Source organism: Mycobacterium kyogaense, assembly GCF_036946525.1.
Taxonomy (GTDB): Bacteria; Actinomycetota; Actinomycetes; order Mycobacteriales; family Mycobacteriaceae; genus Mycobacterium; species Mycobacterium kyogaense_A.
On record NZ_JAQIIY010000035.1, the window covers coordinates 39,740 to 56,673 of the forward strand.

The window sequence follows — 16,934 nt, forward strand, 5'->3', positions numbered from 1 at the left end:
CCTTTCATCGGGTGGTGCGTGCCAGTGCGTGGGAGATCGGGGCCACCGCGTTGCCGAGATCGCGCCACGCTGCGTAGGCGTGGTCATAGCGCTCTCGGCGGGCGGGGTCAGGGATGTAGGGCTCGTCGAGCGCGATGAAGCGTGAGGCGTCGGACCAGTCGTCGAGGGCGCCGACGCCGATGGCCGCGATCACCGCGGCACCCAACGACGCTCCGGGGTGCCCGCGCACCGGGTTCATCTCCATGCCGAGGACGTCGGCGTGGATCTGCTTCCACAGCGTGGACTTCGACCCTCCGTTGGTGATCATCACCCGGCTCAGCGGTATCCCGATCTCGGCGAAGACGTCGACGTGGTGGCGGAACCCGAAGGCGATGGCCTCCAGCACGGCGCGGTACATGTCGGCGCGGCCGTGGCCGAGATGCATGCCCGCGAACACTCCCCGCAGATCGGGATCGTGCAGCGGGCTCTTCTCGCCGAGAAAGTAGGGGAGACAGAGGATCTCGGCAGGCGGCTGCTGTGCCGCCTCGTCGTCGAGGTCGGTCAGCGATGTGTGGGTCGCGGTGCCGCCGATCAGCGTGTGGAACCACCGGATGAGGCTGCCGCTGGTGGCCATGCAGCCGTTGGGCAGCCAGTGCCCCGGCGTCGGATGGGCGTCAAGGTAGAGGCGCTCGTCGACGACGGGGCTGTCGCTGGCGACCAGGATGTCGCCTGCGCCACCGAGTTTCACCAGGGCGTCACCCGGACCGTTGACGCCCGCCGCGAACGCCGACAGCACGTGGTCGGCTCCACCGACCACCAGTGGGGTGCCGGCGCGCAGCCCGGTCGCCTCGGCGGCAGCCCGACTGAGTTCTCCGACCTGGGTGCCGGGACGCCGCACCGCGGGCAGCGTGGCCGGATCGAGTTCCGCTGCGGTGAGGACCATCTCGGCGAGCTGGCCGTCGAGGGTGAACAGACCGGATTCGATGGCCCAGTTCTCTTCGACGTGGACGGGGGCACCGAGCGCCGTCAGCACCCAGTCGTAGGAGCCCACCCAGTGCGCCGTGCGGGCCGACGCCTCGGGTTCGTGATCGCGCAACCACACGGTCGTCGGTGCCACCGACTGCTGGGTGAGGGCCGACCCGGTGAGGTGCACGAGGTCGGTGTCGGCGAGCGCGGCCGCCAGGTCGACCACTTCGCGATGGGCGCGCGCGTCATTCTGGAGGATGGCCCGGCGCAGCGGACGTCCCGTGTCGTCGAGGGGGACCACGGCGGGCACCATGCCGGAGGTCGCGAGCGCGCCCACCCCCTCGGCGGGGACGCCCGCGGTGTGCAGCACCTCGCGAATCGACTCGATGACGTTGCGGTGCCACTGCTCGGTATCGGCTTCGGCATACCCGGGAGCGTCGGAGTACAGGGTGGTGTCGCGGGTGGCGGTCGCGACGATCCCGCTCTCGGTGTCCAGCAGCACGGTCTTGGTGCCCGTGGTGCCGATGTCGATGCCGACGGTGTAGCGGCTCATCGGGCCTCCGACGCGGGGGCGTCGTGATGGGCGCTCACGCAGATGACCTCGACCCCCGCGTCGCGGGCGGCGACCAGCGCCGGGTGGTCCGGGGGACCATCGCTCACGATGGTCGCGACGCTGGCGAGCGCGGTGATGCTGACGAACGTGACGCGGCCGAGCTTGGATTTGTCGGCCGCGACGATCACCCGGTCGGCGCGACGGCTGGCTGCGCGCTTAACCCGGCTCTCGGCCTGGTGATAGTCGGATATCCCACGCTCGCCGTCGATGCCGGCCACACCCATCACGTAGGTGTCGCAGTTGTAGTTGGCGAGCGTGTCCTCTGCCGCGGACCCGATCAGACTCAATTCGCCGGAGCGCAATTCGCCGCCGGTCAGGACGACCGTGGTGTCGAGCTCGTCGACCAGCGCGAGGGCGGCCAGCACGCTCGGCGTCACGACGGTCAGGCCGAGCCCGCGCCCGCGCAACGAGTTCGCCACCGCCAGCGCGGTGCTGCCGGAGTCGAGGATGAGCGTCTCGTTCACCCCGATCAGATCGGCGACGACGTCGGCGATGTGGATCTTCTCCTGCGCGGCGTCGGCCATCCGAGTCGCGAACGACGGCTCGGTGTCCTTGCCCTGCAGGGCGATCGCACCGCCGACCACGCGCCGCACCACGCCGCTGGCCTCGAGAGCTTCCACGTCGCGGCGGATCGTCATCTCCGAGACGTCGAACTCGGTGGCCAGGTCGGCGTAGGTGATCTCGCGGGCGGTGCGCACCCGCTGCTCGATGTGGTCGCGCCGGGACTTCACGTCCACGATTGCACCGGCAGCTTCTGTTCAAAATTCACAGAAATCTCTCCTGCTCGGGTGGGCGTGACTTCGAATGTCGCGATGGAGTGTGAATCTATAACAGCGTGCTGTGCACTCGCCACACTTAGCGGCGAAAAGTTCTCAACCCGTTCCGGCGGCGGCCGCGCACCTGTTAACTGGCGCCGGTGCTGGACTTGCGCGTCATCGTGCCCGCCGACATGCGTGACGACGTCGTGGCCGTCTTGAGTCGACAGGTCGGCGTGGCGCACATCCTGATCCACCCCGGCGCGGCCGTGGAGCCGCCCGGAGGAGACGAGATCACCGCGGTGATCGCCCGCGAATGCGCCAACGACGTCATCAAGTCCCTCAAAGACCTCGACGCCCAACATCGGGGCGCGATCCTGCTGACGGTTCTCGACACCGTGCTGTCGACCCGCGCGCACGAGGCCGAGGACGATGCCGAAGGGGACCCCGCCGACGCGGTGGTGTGGGACGAACTCATCGGCCGCACCCGCGAGGAGTCCACGCTGTCGGTGACTTTCGTGCTCTTCCTCACGTTGGCGTGCCTGTTGACCGCCGTCGGGGCGGTCACCGACTCGATGGTGACCGTCGTCGGCGCGATGGTGCTGGGACCCGAGTTCGGCCCCCTGGCGGCGGTCTCGGTCGCGCTCGTTCAACGTCGGGTCGATCTGGCGCGCCGGGCCGCGATCGCGCTGCTGGTCGGATTCCCCATCGCGATGGGCGTCACGGCGCTGCTGACCATGGCCGCCCATGCCGTGGGCTGGGTGGACCTCGATGCCGTCCGCAGCGTCGAGGACGTGGACTTCATCTTCCAGGTAGGACCGGTCTCGTTCGTCGTGGCGCTGCTCGCCGGCGCCGCCGGCATGCTGTCGCTGGTATCGGCCAAATCGGCGGCCCTGGTCGGGGTCTTCATCTCTGTGACGACAGTGCCCGCGGCGGGATTCACAGCGGTCGCGGGCGTGCTCGGGGACTGGGGGATGGCGGCTCGCTCGGCCACCCAGCTCGCCGTCAACCTCGCCGGCATCGTGATCGCGTGTGTGTTGGTGCTGGTGCTTCGTCCGCGCACCAACCTCATTCCGCGGCGCGCGCAGACCTGACGCGACCTGCGCCGCCGCAGGCGGTGTGGTGGGATCTAGCGCTATGGGGATCAAGGTTGCCCTCGAGCACCGCACGAGCTACACGTTCGATCGGCTCGTCGAAGTGTTCCCTCATGTGGTCCGGCTGCGTCCGGCTCCGCACTCACGCACGCCGATCGAGGCCTATTCGCTCACCGTCGAACCCGACGACCACTTCGTCAACTGGCAGCAGGACGCCTTCGGCAACTTCATGGCCCGGCTCGTGTTCCCGACCCGGGCCCGCAGCCTGACGATCACCGTCGGGCTGATCGCCGACCTGAAGGTGATCAACCCCTTCGACTTCTTCATCGAGGACTACGCCGAAAAGGTGGGCTTCACCTATCCGCGGGCCCTGGCCGAGGATCTCAAGCCTTATCTGCGGCCGGTCGACGAAGAGGGCGCCGGCTCCGGGCCCGGTGACCTGGTCGAGGCGTGGGTGGCCAACTTCTCGGTGGCATCCGACACGCGCACCATCGATTTCCTGGTGGCTCTCAACAGAGCGGTCAACGCCGACGTGGGCTACAGCGTGCGTCTCGAACCCGGTGTGCAGACCCCGGATACGACGCTGCGCACCGGCATCGGATCATGCCGCGACTCGGCCTGGCTGCTGGTCTCGATCCTGCGCCAGATGGGCCTGGCCGCCCGGTTCGTGTCCGGCTATCTGGTCCAGCTCACTTCCGACGTCGAGGCCCTCGACGGCCCGTCGGGTCCGGCCGCGGACTTCACCGACCTGCACGCGTGGACCGAGGTCTACATTCCCGGCGCCGGCTGGATCGGACTCGACCCGACCTCGGGCCTGTTCGCCGGCGAGGGGCACATCCCGCTGTCAGCCACCCCGCACCCAGAATCGGCGGCCCCGATCACCGGCGCCACCGAACCGTGCGAGACCACGCTGGAATTCAGCAATGTCGTCACCCGGGTGCACGAGGACCCGCGCGTCACGCTGCCCTACACCGAGGCGACGTGGGGTGCGATCAACGCCCTCGGGCATCGCGTCGACGACCGGATGACCGCCGGCGACGTGCGCCTCACCGTCGGCGGCGAACCGACGTTCGTCTCGATAGACAACCAGACCGACCCCGAGTGGACCACCGACGCCGACGGGCCGCACAAGCGCCAGCGTGCCTCGGATCTGGCGGCCCGCCTCAAGGCGGTGTGGGCTCCGCAGGGGCTCGTCCAACGCAGTCAGGGCAAGTGGTACCCCGGAGAGCCTCTGCCGCGCTGGCAGATCGCGCTGCTGTGGCGCGTCGACGGCGAGCCGCTGTGGAGCGACCCGACCCTGCTGGCCGATCCGTGGTCGGAGCAGGCCGCATCGGAGGCCGCGCCGGACGCCCCGCAGCGGCTGCTGGCCGCGATCGCCGACGACTTCGGGTTGCCGCGTAGCCAGGTCCGGTCCGCCTACGAGGACCCGCTGAGCAAGCTGGCCGCGGCGGTGCGCCGCCCCGCCGGGCTGCCGGTCGCCGACGGCGAGGATCTGGCCGCCGACAGCGCTTGGGCGCGTGCGCAGCTGCTCGCCACGCTGGACGAGCCCGTCAGCGAACCCGCCGCGTTCGTCCTGCCGCTGCATCGTCGCGACGATGACGCCGGCTGGGCCAGCGCCGATTGGACGTTGCGTCGAGGGCGAATCGTGCTGTCCGAGGGCGATTCTCCGGCGGGCCTGCGCCTGCCCCTGTCCTCGATCAGCTGGCAGCCGCCGCCGCCGCGCGGCGACGCCGACCCCACTCGTTCGACAGACCCGCTGCAGACGGGCCGAGAGGAATCCGCGGAGATCACCGAGGCCGACGCGGTGCCGACCACGGCGCTGGTGGCCGAGATCCGCGACGGCATCCTCTACGTGTTCCTGCCGCCCACCGAAGAACTCGACCACTTCGTCGACCTGATCGGACGCATCGAGGCGGCCGCGGCAGCGCTGGACTGCCCGCTGGTGGTCGAGGGGTACGGCCCGCCCGCCGATCCGCGGTTGCAGTCGATGACGATCACCCCCGACCCCGGCGTCATCGAGGTCAACGTCGCGCCGTCGGGCAGCTTCGCCGAGCAGCGAGACCAGCTCGAGACGCTGTACGCCCATGCCCGGCTGGCCCGCCTGTCCACCGAGGCCTTCGACGTGGACGGCACCCACGGCGGTACGGGCGGCGGCAACCACATCACCCTCGGTGGGATCACCCCCGCCGATTCGCCGCTGCTGCGCCGGCCCGACCTGCTGGTGTCGCTGCTGACGTACTGGCAGCGCCACCCCGCGCTGTCGTACCTGTTCTCCGGACGCTTCATCGGCACCACGTCGCAGGCGCCCCGGGTGGACGAGGGCCGCCCGGAGTCGCTCTACGAGCTCGAGATCGCCTTCGCCGAGATCGCCCGGCTGGCCGCGGGCGAGGAGGGAGGAACGCCGTGGGTCACGGACAGGGCTCTCCGCCACCTCCTCACCGACATCACCGGCAACACCCACCGCGCCGAATTCTGCATCGACAAGCTCTACAGCCCCGACAGCCCTCGGGGCCGGCTCGGCCTGTTGGAGCTGCGCGGCTTCGAGATGCCGCCGCACCCGCAGATGGCGATGGTGCAGTCGCTGCTCGTGCGCGCACTGGTCGCATGGTTCTGGGAGAAGCCGCTGCGCGCGCCCCTGATTCGCCACGGCGCCAACCTGCACGGCCGATACCTGCTGCCGCACTTCGTGATTCAGGACATCGCCGAAGTCGCAGCCGACTTGCGCAGCCACGGCATCGAATTCGACACCAGCTGGCTGGATCCGTTCACGGAGTTCCGCTTCCCCCGTATCGGCACCGCGGTGTTCGGCGGAGTCGAGATCGAGCTGCGTGGCGCCATCGAACCGTGGAACGTGCTGGGCGAGGAGGCCACCGCGGGCGGCACCGCACGCTATGTGGATTCCTCGGTGGAACGCCTGCAGGTGCGGCTCATCGGCGCTGACCGGCAGCGCTTCATGGTCACCGTCAACGGACATCCGATCCCGTTGCTGGCCACCGACAATGCCGACGTCCAGGTCGGCGGTGTGCGGTATCGCGCCTGGCAGCCGCCCAGCGCGCTGCACCCCACCATCACCGTGGACGGCCCGCTTCGCTTCGAATTGGTCGACACCGCCAGCGGTGTCGCCAGGGGCGGCTGCACCTATCACGTGGCGCACCCGGGCGGACGCTCCTACGACACCCCGCCCGTCAATGCCGTGGAGGCCGAGTCCCGGCGGGGACGCCGATTCGAGGCCACCGGATTCACCGCCGGAGCGGTCGACCTGCAGGATCTGCGCGAGAAGCAGGCCCGGCAAGCCACCGACGTGGGCGCGCCGGGGATCCTCGACCTGCGGCGAGTGCGTACCGTGCTCTCTTGATGGCCGTACCGACCGGGCTGAACTCACCCAGCCACGACGACCCGCTGGTGCCCTACGCCGCGATGCGGGCGCAGCAGGCGCTGTTCGACGTGCGTAGCACGGTCGACAGCCCGGTGGGCGGCTACGACGAATTGTTCGACGCCGCAGGGCAAGTCAGGGTCGACTGGCACGAGCTGGCCGAATGCGTGACCGAGCGCGGCAGGGCGGGGCTGGACCGGTTGCGCGCGGTCGTGCGCGACCTGGTCGACAACGACGGCATCACCTACATCCGGACCGACGACGAGTCGGCGGTACCCGGACCCTGGCAACTGGATGCCCTGCCGCTGATCGTCTCTGCCGCCGACTGGAATCGGCTCGAAGCCGGGCTGGTGCAGCGGTCGCGACTGCTCGACGCCGTACTGACCGATCTCTACGGCGAGCGGCGCACCATCACCGGCGGGATCCTGCCGCCCCAGCTACTGTTCGCCCATCAGGGCTACGTGCGTGCCGCCCAGGGCATCCAGATTCCCGGCAGGCACCAGTTGTTCCTGCACGGCTGCGACATCAGCCGCGCCGGCTCCGGCGAGTTCGTCGTCAACGCCGACTGGACGCAGGCCCCGTCCGGCGCAGGCTATGCGCTGGCCGACAGGCGCGTCATCGCCCACGCGATCCCCGACCTCTACGAACAGGTCGGGCCGCAGCCGGCGTCGCCCTGGGCGCAGGCGCTGCGGCTGGCGCTAGTCGACGCGGCACCCGAATCGGCCGAGGAACCCACCGTGGTGGTGCTCAGTCCCGGCATCCACTCCGAGACCGCGTTCGACCAGGCGTACCTGGCCGGCATGCTCGGCGTGCCGCTGGTCGAGAGCGCCGACCTGGTGGTGCGAGACGGTCGGCTGTGGATGCGGTCGATGGGAACGCTCAAGCGCGTCGACGTGGTGCTGCGCCGCGTCGACGCCGCCTACGCCGATCCGCTGGATCTGCGGGCTGATTCGCGCCTCGGTGTGGTGGGTTTGGTGGAGGTGCTGCGTCGTGGCGCGGTGACCGTGGTCAACACATTGGGCAGCGGTGTGCTGGAGAGTCCGGGCGTCATGCGCTTTCTGCCCGCGCTCGCCGAGTCGCTGCTCGGCGAGACCCCACTGTTGCCGAGCGCGCCGATGTACTGGGGTGGCATCGACATCGAGCGATCCCATCTGCTGACGCATCTGTCCACCTTGCTGATCCGGCCGGTCACCGGTGGTGAGCCGATCGTCGGTCCCGACCTCTCGGCGGCGCAGCGTGAAGATCTGGCGGCGCGCATCTCTGCCTCCCCATGGCTGTGGGTGGGACAGGAACTTCCCGAGTTCTCCTCGGCGCCAGCCGATTACCTTCCCGGGGGGCTGTCGCTGTCCCGGGTCGGCATGCGGCTGTTCACGGTGTCCCAGCGGGGTGGGTATGCGCCGATGATCGGCGGGCTCGGCTATCTGCTGGCGGCCGGATCTGCCGCCTACGATCTGAACAACGTTGCCGCCAAGGACGTCTGGGTGCGTGCCCCGGCGCGCGTGACCGCGGAGACCGTGGTGATGCCACCGCCCGAGGAGTCCACGCTGCCGACCCCGCTCACCGCGAGCCCGACGCACGAGATCAGCTCGCCTCGTGTGCTGTCGGACCTGTTCTGGATCGGTCGCTACGCCGAACGCGCCGAGCACACCGCGCGTCTGCTGACGGTCACGCGGGAGCGCTACCACGAGTTCCGGCGCCGCCAGGCGATGGACGGCAGCCAGTGCGTGCCGGTGCTGCTGTCCGCTCTGGGCGATATCACCGGAACGGACACCGGCGGGTCCGACTATCACGAGATGGTGGCCACCGCGCCGACCACGCTGTGGTCGCTGACCGCAGACCGGCACCGCCCCGGATCGCTGGCCCAGTCGGTCGAGCGGTTGGGGTCGGCGGCACGCGCGGTACGCGATCAGATGTCCAACGACACCTGGATGTTGCTCTCGACGCTGGAGCGGACCCTGCTGCAGGCCGGCGACAGCCCGCCGGAGTCGGGGAGCGAGGGGGAGGCGTTCCTGTCCTCGACCAACACCGTCGCCCTCGCCGGATTGCTGGCGCTGTCCGGGGTCATCGCCGAATCCATGGTCCACGACATCGGCTGGACCATGCTCGACCTCGGCAAGCGCCTCGAGCGGGCGCAGGTGCTGACGGCGCTGCTGCGGGCGACCCTTACGACTGCCCGCCCACCCGAGGCCGAACAGACGGTCATCGAATCGACGCTGTCGGTGTGTGAGTCACTGGTGATCTACCGGCGGCGCAACCCCGGAACGATCAGCGTCGCCGGTGTCGCCGAACTGGTGTTGTTCGACGCCGAGAATCCGAGATCGCTGGTATTTCAGCTCAACCGGCTGCGGGCGCACCTGAAGTCGCTGCCCGGATCGTCGGGATCGTCACGGCCGAACGGCTGGTCGACGAGATCGCGATGCGGTTGCGCCGCATCGAGCCCGACGACCTCGACGACGTCGCCGCCGACGGGACCCGTGAGGAGCTCGACGGGCTGCTCACCGGGCTGCATGCCGCGCTGCGGGAGCTCGCCGACGTCATCACCGCCACGCATCTGGCCCTTCCCGGCGACATGCAGCCGCTGTGGGGGCCGAACGAGCGCCGCGTGGTGCCGGCGTGAGCGAACCACAAGCGCTCAGCCCAAGAGCCCGTCGGTACGCGATCACACATCAGACGGTGTACACGTACTCCGACGTCGTCACCAGCTCCTACGGCCGCGGCTTTCTCACCCCGCGCGACTCGGCCCGGCAGACGTGTCTGTCCCACGAACTGGTCCTCGACCCCGAGGCGGCCGACAGCTCCACGAGTCGCGACGGCTGGGGCAACGTGAGCTCGTACTTCCACATCACCCGGCCCCATCACCGGCTCAGCGTCACCAGCCGCTCCGTCGTCGAGGTGGCACCGCCACCACCGGACGTCTACCAGGGGCCGTCGGCCCGGGCGCCGTGGGAGATCGCGCGGCCGGTCGGCTCCGAGGGGGCGCTGGCGAGCGAGTTCACCCTCGACCTGTCGCCCCCGGAGATCACCGAGGCACTGCGCGAGTACGCCGCACCGACATTCACCCCCGGCAGGCCGCTGATCGACGTGCTGCACGACCTCACCTCGCGCATCTACGCGGACTTCACGTACAAGTCCGGGTCGACCACCGTTTCCACCCAGGTGAGCGAGGTTTTGGAGGCGCGGGAAGGGGTATGTCAGGACTTCGCCAGGCTCGCGATCGCGTGCCTGCGCGCCAACGGACTGGCAGCGAGTTACGTATCGGGCTACCTGGCCACCGATCCGCCGCCGGGAAAGGAACGCATGGTCGGGATAGACGCGACGCACGCATGGGCGTCGGTGTGGACGCCACAGAACGTGTGGCTGGGGCTGGACCCCACGAATGATCAGATGGTCGACGAGCGCTACGTCACCGTCGGTTTCGGCCGCGATTACGCGGACGTACCGCCGTTGCGCGGCATCATCTACACCGATTCCGAGAGCAGCACCATCGACGTGTCGGTGGATGTTGCGCCGTACGAGGGAGAACCGCTCCATGCGTGATTTCATCTGCCCCAACTGCGGGCAACGGCTCGCATTCGAGAACTCGGTGTGCCTCAGTTGCGGTAGCGCTCTGGGCTTTTCGCTCGACGACATGGCGCTGCTGGTGATCGCTCCTCCCGCGGAGAGCGAGCATGCCGGCGCCGTGGACGAGACGCGCTTCCAGTTGTGTGCGAATCTGCACCTCGCCGAGTGCAACTGGCTCGTGGAGAAGGGGCCGATCGCCAAACTGTGCGTGTCGTGCGCGCTCACCCGGACCCGGCCCAACGATGCGGACACCATCGCGTTGGCGGCGTTCGCCGCGGCCGAGAAGGCCAAGCGCCGCTTGATCGTCGAGCTGCACGAGCTGAAGCTGCCGATCGTGGGTCGCGACATGGACCCGCAGTTCGGACTTGCGTTCGATCTGCTCTCGAGTCAGTTCGAGAAGGTGTTCACCGGCCACGACAACGGGATCATCACCCTCGACCTGGCCGAGGGCGACGACGTGCACCGCGAGCAGCTGCGCATCTCGATGGACGAGCCCTACCGGACCCTGCTCGGACACTTTCGCCACGAGATCGGTCACTACTACCAGTACCGGCTGATCGGCACCTCGGATGCGTACCTGCAGCGCTATCGCGAGTTGTTCGGTGATCCCGACGCCGACTACCAGGAGGCCCTGGACCGCCATTACAGCCAGGGAGCTCCCGCCGGCTGGGAGGCCGACTACGTGTCGTCCTATGCGACGATGCATCCTGCCGAGGACTGGGCGGAGACGTTCGCGCACTACCTCCACATCCGGGACACCCTGGACACCGCCGCGGCGTTCGGAATGGCCCCGGCGGCAGCGACTTTCGACCGCAGGGTGCTGGGCCCCAGTGGCTTCGACACGATGATCGAGATGTGGCTTCCTCTGGCGTGGGCACTGAACATGGTCAACCACTCGATGGGCAAAGAGGACCTGTATCCGTTCGTGCTCCCGGCTCCGGTGCTGGAGAAGATGCGGTTCATCCACACCGTCATCGACGAGGTCACCTCCAATCCCGCCAAACTCGCGGAGGTCGGCGCGCCCGCCGGGGAGCAGAGCCAACAGCTGGCGTGAGTTCTGCTGCGCGCTAGGTCGCGCCGGCAACACCTGTGATACCGCCGAGGACGAAGCGCATGAGCGCGTCGTGGCGCTGCTCGATGTCGTCGGTGTGCATCCTGCCCAGAGTGAGGCTGTCCAGCCGCATGTTGTTCGAGTACGTGTGCAGGGTCGCGGCGACCATGTGCAGATAGGCGTCGTGGACGGCAGCGTCGTCGGCGTTCGGGAACAGGGCGCGCAGCGTGCTGATGAAATCGGCGGCGATCGCATTGAATTCATCGGCGATCAGCGACTTGATGGGATGTCCGGAGTTCGCGAGCTGGGCGATGAGGCGAAAGTAGTTGTCCCAGCCGGCATCTCCGGCCCGCTGGCGCATCGGCTCGACGAACGCCTCGACGAGCGCGCGCAGGCGTCTGTCGTGGGGCTCCCCAGCTGACACGGCGGCCAGGCGGACGCGGCGGTCGTCGTTGAGGGGCTGGATGCGTCTCGACACCACCGCGCGGAACAGTCCTTCCTTGCCGCCGAAGCGATCGCTGACCGCTGCCAGCCGGGTGCGCGCGTGGTCGGTGATCTCCCGGACGCTGACGCCGAAGTACCCGCGCGCGGCGAACAGCTCCTCGGCGCTGTCGAGCAGCCGTTCCTCGACGTGAGGCTTCGTCGTCTTCGTCGTCTTCGTCGTCATCGTCGATCCATCTGCGATTAGCGGAACGATTGTTCCGATCAGTAGTGCCTCGATGGTATCGTCGGAACGATCGTTCCGGAACGCCTCGAAGGGATCGACATGGCCGGAATCACGCTGCGGAGCAAGCTCCTGCTTACGACGTGCGCGATGACGCGTACGACCGACCTGGTCGCCCACTGGCGCGGAGCGACTCCCTTCCTGCCGAAGCTGTTCGTCCTGCGCTACGCCAACATGGGGGGTCTCGATCCGCAGGAGTTCGCCGGGCAGATCCGGGCCGCACGCTCGTTCCGGGCCGATCGATGGTGCGATCACTGGAATCGCATTGCGGCACTGCATCTTCGACGGTGCGACGCCAAGCTCCGCGACCTGGGGCGACGTGACGGGTTCGCCGACGTGCCCGATCTCGACGACGCGGGATCGATCACCGATGAGCAGATCGGCGTCCTGCAGAACATCGTGGGCCCGGGCGCGGTACTGTTCGCCGATCACGGACCGCAGCCGAGTGCGCAGGCGATCGACGCCCTCGTCGCCGCGCTCGATGACTCCGACCGCTCCCGCGTGGTCGCCGCGTTCGAGGTCATCGATACTTGGGTCAAGGCGCTGACCTACTTCCAGGTCAGCGCGTTTCCCGGCCACGACCCGCACCGGATGGCCGCCTACCGTCGGTCTCGCGACCTGTTCGACGTTCTGGTCCGCGTCCTGGCGCCGTCGATCGACGTCCATGTCGAACAGGTCGACGTCACCGCGAGCGACGGGCAGACCGTGCGCGGATGGCTGATCCTCCCGTCGACGCCCGGTCCCCATCCCGTCGTGCTGACCACCAACGGTCTGGAGGGGACGATCCAGGAGCTCGCGGTGGCTCTGTTGCGGTACCGCGGAGCGGGATTGGCGACATTCCTGATGGAGATGCCCGGGAGCTACGCGTACGCCGAGCCGATGAGCAGGGAGTCCGAGGCGATCTACCGCGCTGTCATCGATCGGCTCGCCTCCGACGACCGGCTCGACCCCGGTGGCATCGCGTTCGTCGGCGTCAGCTTCGGGGGGGTACTGGGCGGCGCGCATGGCCGCCACCGACTCCCGCCTCGCGTGCGCCGTGGCGTGCGGCGCCCCCACCCACCACTCCTTCCGCGGTGGTTTCGGCATGCCCGACGTGATCATCCACGCGCTGGCGCAGACCCTCGGCGTCACCAACCCGATCGCGCTCGTCCGCCCTCTGCGCGGGCTGTCCATTCGAGATCGCTACGCCGACATCACGATTCCGCTGTTGGCCATCAACGGCACTCACGACACGCTGCTCAGCACCCAGGACACCATCGACCTGGCTGACGCCGCACGCGACGCCACGCTGCTGCTCTACCCGAACGACGATCACTGCGCCATGGAGCATTACCGGCGGTGGCTGGACTACTCACAGGATTGGCTGCGGACCCGCCTGCTGCCGGACTGAGGCCAACACGCGCCGCGCGGCTCGACCGTCGTGACCCGGTCGGTCCCTACGATCACCGGGTGGCCGATCGATACGGCGCCGACATCCTGGCGCAGAACCCGCACCGCAAGCCCCGCTCGACCGAGCAGCCGCTCGAGATCGGGATGGTCGTCGAGGACGCGCAGACCGGCTTCGTCGGTGCGGTGGTGCGGGTCGAGTACGGCCGCATGACCCTCGAAGACCGGCACGGCCGTACCAAACCATTCCCCGTCGGACCCGGCTACCTGATCGACGGCAAGCCGGTGATCCTGACCGCGCCGAAAAAAGCTGCGCCCGCGGCGCCGACGCGCACCGCATCGGGCTCGGTCGCCGTCGCCGGCGCACGCGCGAAAGTCGCACTCGCGAGCCGCATCTACGTCGAGGGACGGCACGACGCCGAGCTCGTCGAGCAGGTGTGGGGGCGAGGACCTCCGCGTCGAGGGTGTCGTCGTCGAATACCTGGGCGGCGTCGACGATCTCGCGGCGATCGTCGCCGACTTCCGGCCCGGTCCTGGCCGGCGCCTGGGTGTCCTGGTCGATCACCTGGTCGCCGGTTCGAAGGAGGCGCGCATCGCCGAGCAGGTGCGGCGCGGCCCCGGCGGCGAGCACACGCTCGTGGTCGGCCACCCGTTCATCGACATCTGGGAGGCCGTCAAACCCGCACGGATCGGCGTCACGCAGTGGCCGGTGGTGCCCAAAGGTCAAGACTGGAAGCACGGCGGTGTGCGAGGCGCTGGGCTGGCGGCACCGCGACCAGGCCGACATCGCGGCGGCGTGGCAGAAGATCCGCGGCCGGGTGCGGGACTGGACGGACCTGGAGCCCGAGCTGATCGGCCGCGTCGAGGAACTGATCGACTTCGTCACCGCACCCGTGTAAGCAGGGAGCGTGTCCGACAGCCTGTTCGACGTTCCCAGCGAGCGCGCGCCCTCTGATGCGCAGCTGGTCGGGGCGGCGGTTCCGCTGGCCGTGCGGATGCGGCCGGCGTCGCTCGACGAGGTCGTGGGTCAGCAGCATCTGCTGACCGGCAATTCCCCGCTGCGCCGGCTGGTCGAGGGATCGGGTGCGGCGTCGGTGATCCTGTACGGACCGCCCGGCACCGGCAAGACCACACTCGCGTCGCTGATCTCGCAGGCCACGGGCCGCCGATTCGAGGCGCTCTCGGCACTGTCGGCCGGGGTCAAAGAGGTGCGTGCAGTCATCGAAGAAGCGCGGGTGGCCCTGCTGCGGCGCAGCGAGCAGACGGTGCTGTTCATCGACGAGGTGCATCGGTTCTCCAAGACCCAGCAGGACGCGCTGCTCGCGGCGGTTGAGAACCGGGTGGTGCTGTTGGTCGCGGCCACCACGGAGAACCCGTCCTTCTCGGTGGTGGCGCCGCTGCTGAGCCGCTCACTGATCCTGCAATTGCAGCCGCTGACCCCCGAGGACATCACAGCAGTGCTGCGCCGCGCCCTCGACGACGAGCGGGGACTGGCGGGAGAGGTGCCCATCACCGACGAGGCGCTGGACCTCCTGGTGCAGCTGTCGGCCGGCGACGCCCGACGGGCGCTGACAGCTCTCGAGGTCGCGGCGGAGTCGGGGGAGATCACCGTCGAGGTCATCGAGCAGTCGCTGGACAAGGCGGCCGTCCGTTACGACCGCGACGGTGACCAGCACTACGACGTGGTGAGCGCGTTCATCAAATCGGTGCGCGGCTCCGATGTCGATGCGGCGCTGCACTACCTGGCGCGCATGCTGGTTGCGGGGGAGGACCCGCGGTTCATCGCACGCCGTCTGATGATCTTGGCCAGTGAGGACATCGGCATGGCCGATCCGACCGCTCTGCCAACAGCCGTGGCGGCCGCCCAGACCGTCGCCTTGATCGGTATGCCCGAGGCGCAGCTGACGTTGGCGCACGCCACGGTGCATCTGGCGACCGCGCCGAAATCGAATGCCGTCACCACGGCGCTGGGTGCGGCGATGGCCGACATCCGGGCCGGCAAAGCGGGGTTGGTGCCGCCACACCTGCGCGACGGGCACTACGCAGGGGCGCAGAAGCTGGGCAACGCGGTCGGCTACAAGTACGCCCATGACGAACCGGGTGGTGTTGCCTCGCAACAGTATCCGCCGGACGAGGTGGTCGGCGTGGACTACTACCGGCCGACCTCCCACGGCGCCGAACGTGAGATCGCGACGCGGGTGGAGAAGCTGCGCGCCATCATCCGACGGAAACGCTGAGGCCTCTTGACCTGCCGTCGGGCACGACTTAAGGTCGCCCGCGGCCCCGCCACGGTCAACGAGCTGGCCGCACCGTTCGCTATCACCAAACAGGCTGTCTCCAAACACATTCGAGTGCTCGAGCAGGCCGGTCTGGTGACGCGTACCCGCGATGCGCAGCGCCGTCCGGTGCATCTGGACGCGGCCGCGCTGGAGGCCATGACGGCGTGGATCGACCGCTACCGGCTCGACGCCGAACGCAACTACCGGCAGCTCGACCAGCTGCTCGCCGAGAAAGGACACCCACGATGAGCACCCTGCAGGTGACCGCACCCGTGGACACCCTCGCCATGGAGTTCACCCGTGAGTTCGACGCCCCGGTCGGCGCGCTGTTCGCCGCGCACGCAGACCCGGACCTGGTCAGTCAGTGGCTCGGGCCACGTGACCTGGAAATGGAGATCGCCGAATGGGACTTCCGCGATCACGGCGGTTACCGCTACATCCACAACAACCGGCGGGGCACCTTCTCGTTCAACGGCACCTTCCACACGGTGCGCACCGACGAATTCGTCCTCCAAACTTTCGAATTCGACGGCGCGCCCGACATGGTGAACCTCGAGTACCTGTGGTTCGACGATCTCGGCGATGGCCGCTCCCGGCTGCGCGGGCGGTCGATCTGCCCCACCATCGAGGCGCGGGACGCGCTGCTCTCCTCGGGTATGGAGAGCGGCATGACCGAGGGCTACGACGCGCTCGACGAGCTGCTGGCCCGCACCTGATCGTCGGAGGACAGCACCCTGTCGACGAATCCGTGCACCTTGCGGCGAAGTTCGTCGACCTGCTGAGCCCGGATCAGGTCCAGGTCGGTGCCCTTGTGGAAGGCGGGTGGCAGCCGCCGCACATTACGTGAGCACCCGAAATCCGAACAGATCAGCGTGCCCAGCGTGTCACCCCGCCGGCCCGCGGCGCCGGCGCGACGCACGGTGTACAGCACGGCGTCCTCGCTGAGGGTGACGTCGTTGCACCACGTGCACATGGTCCGTCCTCGAGGCTTGCTCGCCGCCCGGTTGACCAGCAGTGCCACCGGCCCGTCGGTGCGTTCGATGACGAGGTAGGCCCGACGTGGGATCTTGGGATCGGTCCAGCCGTAGTACTCCAGCGCGTCGAACTCGACAGTGTCGAAATCGGTTGCGAAGGTGACCTTCTTGATCTCGCT

The 16,934-nt window shown here is 68.8% G+C and carries 14 protein-coding genes and 2 pseudogenes; 11 read left to right on the plus strand and 5 right to left on the minus strand.

What is annotated here, in order from left to right:
- Positions 1-4: 4 nt before the first annotated feature.
- Together PGN37_RS24730 and PGN37_RS24735 are read right to left on the minus strand one after the other, a co-directional pair.
- Positions 5-1,498, minus strand: coding sequence for an FGGY-family carbohydrate kinase (locus PGN37_RS24730; RefSeq protein WP_335333621.1), 1,494 nt, complete (start codon positions 1,496-1,498; stop codon positions 5-7).
- Positions 1,495-2,289, minus strand: a complete 795-nt coding sequence (locus PGN37_RS24735; RefSeq protein ID WP_335333623.1) for a DeoR/GlpR family DNA-binding transcription regulator — start codon at positions 2,287-2,289, stop codon at positions 1,495-1,497. Before PGN37_RS24735 ends, PGN37_RS24730 begins: the two co-directional genes overlap by 4 nt.
- 185 nt (positions 2,290-2,474) lie before the next feature.
- On the opposite strand from PGN37_RS24735, the gene PGN37_RS24740 reads away from it, so the two are divergent.
- From PGN37_RS24740 to PGN37_RS24760, 5 genes and pseudogenes are all read left to right on the plus strand, one after another.
- The gene (locus PGN37_RS24740; RefSeq protein ID WP_335333624.1) at positions 2,475-3,407 is read left to right on the plus strand and encodes a DUF389 domain-containing protein; all 933 of its coding nucleotides are present in this window, start codon (positions 2,475-2,477) and stop codon (positions 3,405-3,407) included.
- Positions 3,408-3,450: 43 nt separating this feature from the next.
- The gene (locus tag PGN37_RS24745; protein ID WP_335333625.1) at positions 3,451-6,762 is read left to right on the plus strand and encodes a transglutaminase family protein; all 3,312 of its coding nucleotides are present in this window, start codon (positions 3,451-3,453) and stop codon (positions 6,760-6,762) included.
- A pseudogene (locus PGN37_RS24750) lies at positions 6,762-9,397 on the plus strand (circularly permuted type 2 ATP-grasp protein). Before PGN37_RS24745 ends, PGN37_RS24750 begins: the two are co-directional and overlap by 1 nt.
- On the plus strand, positions 9,394-10,317 hold the full coding sequence (locus PGN37_RS24755; RefSeq protein WP_335333626.1) for a transglutaminase family protein: 924 nt from the start codon (positions 9,394-9,396) through the stop codon (positions 10,315-10,317). The pseudogene PGN37_RS24750 and the gene PGN37_RS24755 overlap by 4 nt, the downstream one beginning before the upstream one ends.
- Positions 10,310-11,395, plus strand: a complete 1,086-nt coding sequence (locus PGN37_RS24760; protein WP_335333627.1) for a zinc-binding metallopeptidase family protein — start codon at positions 10,310-10,312, stop codon at positions 11,393-11,395. The genes PGN37_RS24755 and PGN37_RS24760 overlap by 8 nt, the downstream gene beginning before the upstream one ends.
- Before the next feature lie 13 nt (positions 11,396-11,408).
- Here the strand turns inward: PGN37_RS24760 and PGN37_RS24765 are convergent, their stop codons facing one another.
- Positions 11,409-12,059, minus strand: a complete 651-nt coding sequence (locus tag PGN37_RS24765) for a TetR/AcrR family transcriptional regulator (RefSeq protein ID WP_335333628.1) — start codon at positions 12,057-12,059, stop codon at positions 11,409-11,411.
- Between the two features lie 147 nt (positions 12,060-12,206).
- Between PGN37_RS24765 and PGN37_RS24770 the strand changes: the two genes are divergently transcribed.
- Entirely contained in the window at positions 12,207-13,385 is a 1,179-nt protein-coding gene (locus tag PGN37_RS24770) for an alpha/beta hydrolase family protein (protein ID WP_335333629.1), read from the plus strand.
- Positions 13,324-13,506, plus strand: coding sequence for a hypothetical protein (locus tag PGN37_RS24775; RefSeq protein WP_335333630.1), 183 nt, complete (start codon positions 13,324-13,326; stop codon positions 13,504-13,506). The genes PGN37_RS24770 and PGN37_RS24775 overlap by 62 nt, the downstream gene beginning before the upstream one ends.
- On the opposite strand, the gene PGN37_RS27380 is transcribed toward PGN37_RS24775, so the two are convergent.
- Complete coding sequence (locus tag PGN37_RS27380) at positions 13,464-13,733, minus strand: hypothetical protein (RefSeq protein ID WP_442933016.1); 270 nt, start codon at positions 13,731-13,733, stop codon at positions 13,464-13,466. The two genes, PGN37_RS24775 and PGN37_RS27380, sit on opposite strands and share 43 nt — an antisense overlap.
- Here PGN37_RS27380 and PGN37_RS27385 point away from each other — a divergent pair.
- From PGN37_RS27385 to PGN37_RS24805, 4 genes and pseudogenes are all read left to right on the plus strand, one after another.
- Positions 13,644-14,401: pseudogene (locus PGN37_RS27385) on the plus strand (DUF3097 domain-containing protein). The gene PGN37_RS27380 and the pseudogene PGN37_RS27385 overlap by 90 nt on opposite strands.
- Before the next feature lie 9 nt (positions 14,402-14,410).
- Positions 14,411-15,739, plus strand: coding sequence for a replication-associated recombination protein A (locus PGN37_RS24795; protein WP_442933015.1), 1,329 nt, complete (start codon positions 14,411-14,413; stop codon positions 15,737-15,739).
- 6 nt (positions 15,740-15,745) lie between these two features.
- A complete protein-coding gene (locus tag PGN37_RS24800) occupies positions 15,746-16,030 on the plus strand; it encodes an ArsR/SmtB family transcription factor (RefSeq protein ID WP_335333632.1) in 285 nt (94 codons plus the stop codon).
- Complete coding sequence (locus tag PGN37_RS24805; protein WP_335333633.1) at positions 16,027-16,497, plus strand: SRPBCC family protein; 471 nt, start codon at positions 16,027-16,029, stop codon at positions 16,495-16,497. Before PGN37_RS24800 ends, PGN37_RS24805 begins: the two co-directional genes overlap by 4 nt.
- Here PGN37_RS24805 and PGN37_RS24810 read toward each other — a convergent pair.
- Positions 16,461-16,934: FBP domain-containing protein (locus PGN37_RS24810; RefSeq protein ID WP_335333634.1), on the minus strand; the 474-nt coding region annotated here is incomplete at its 5' end. The two genes, PGN37_RS24805 and PGN37_RS24810, sit on opposite strands and share 37 nt — an antisense overlap.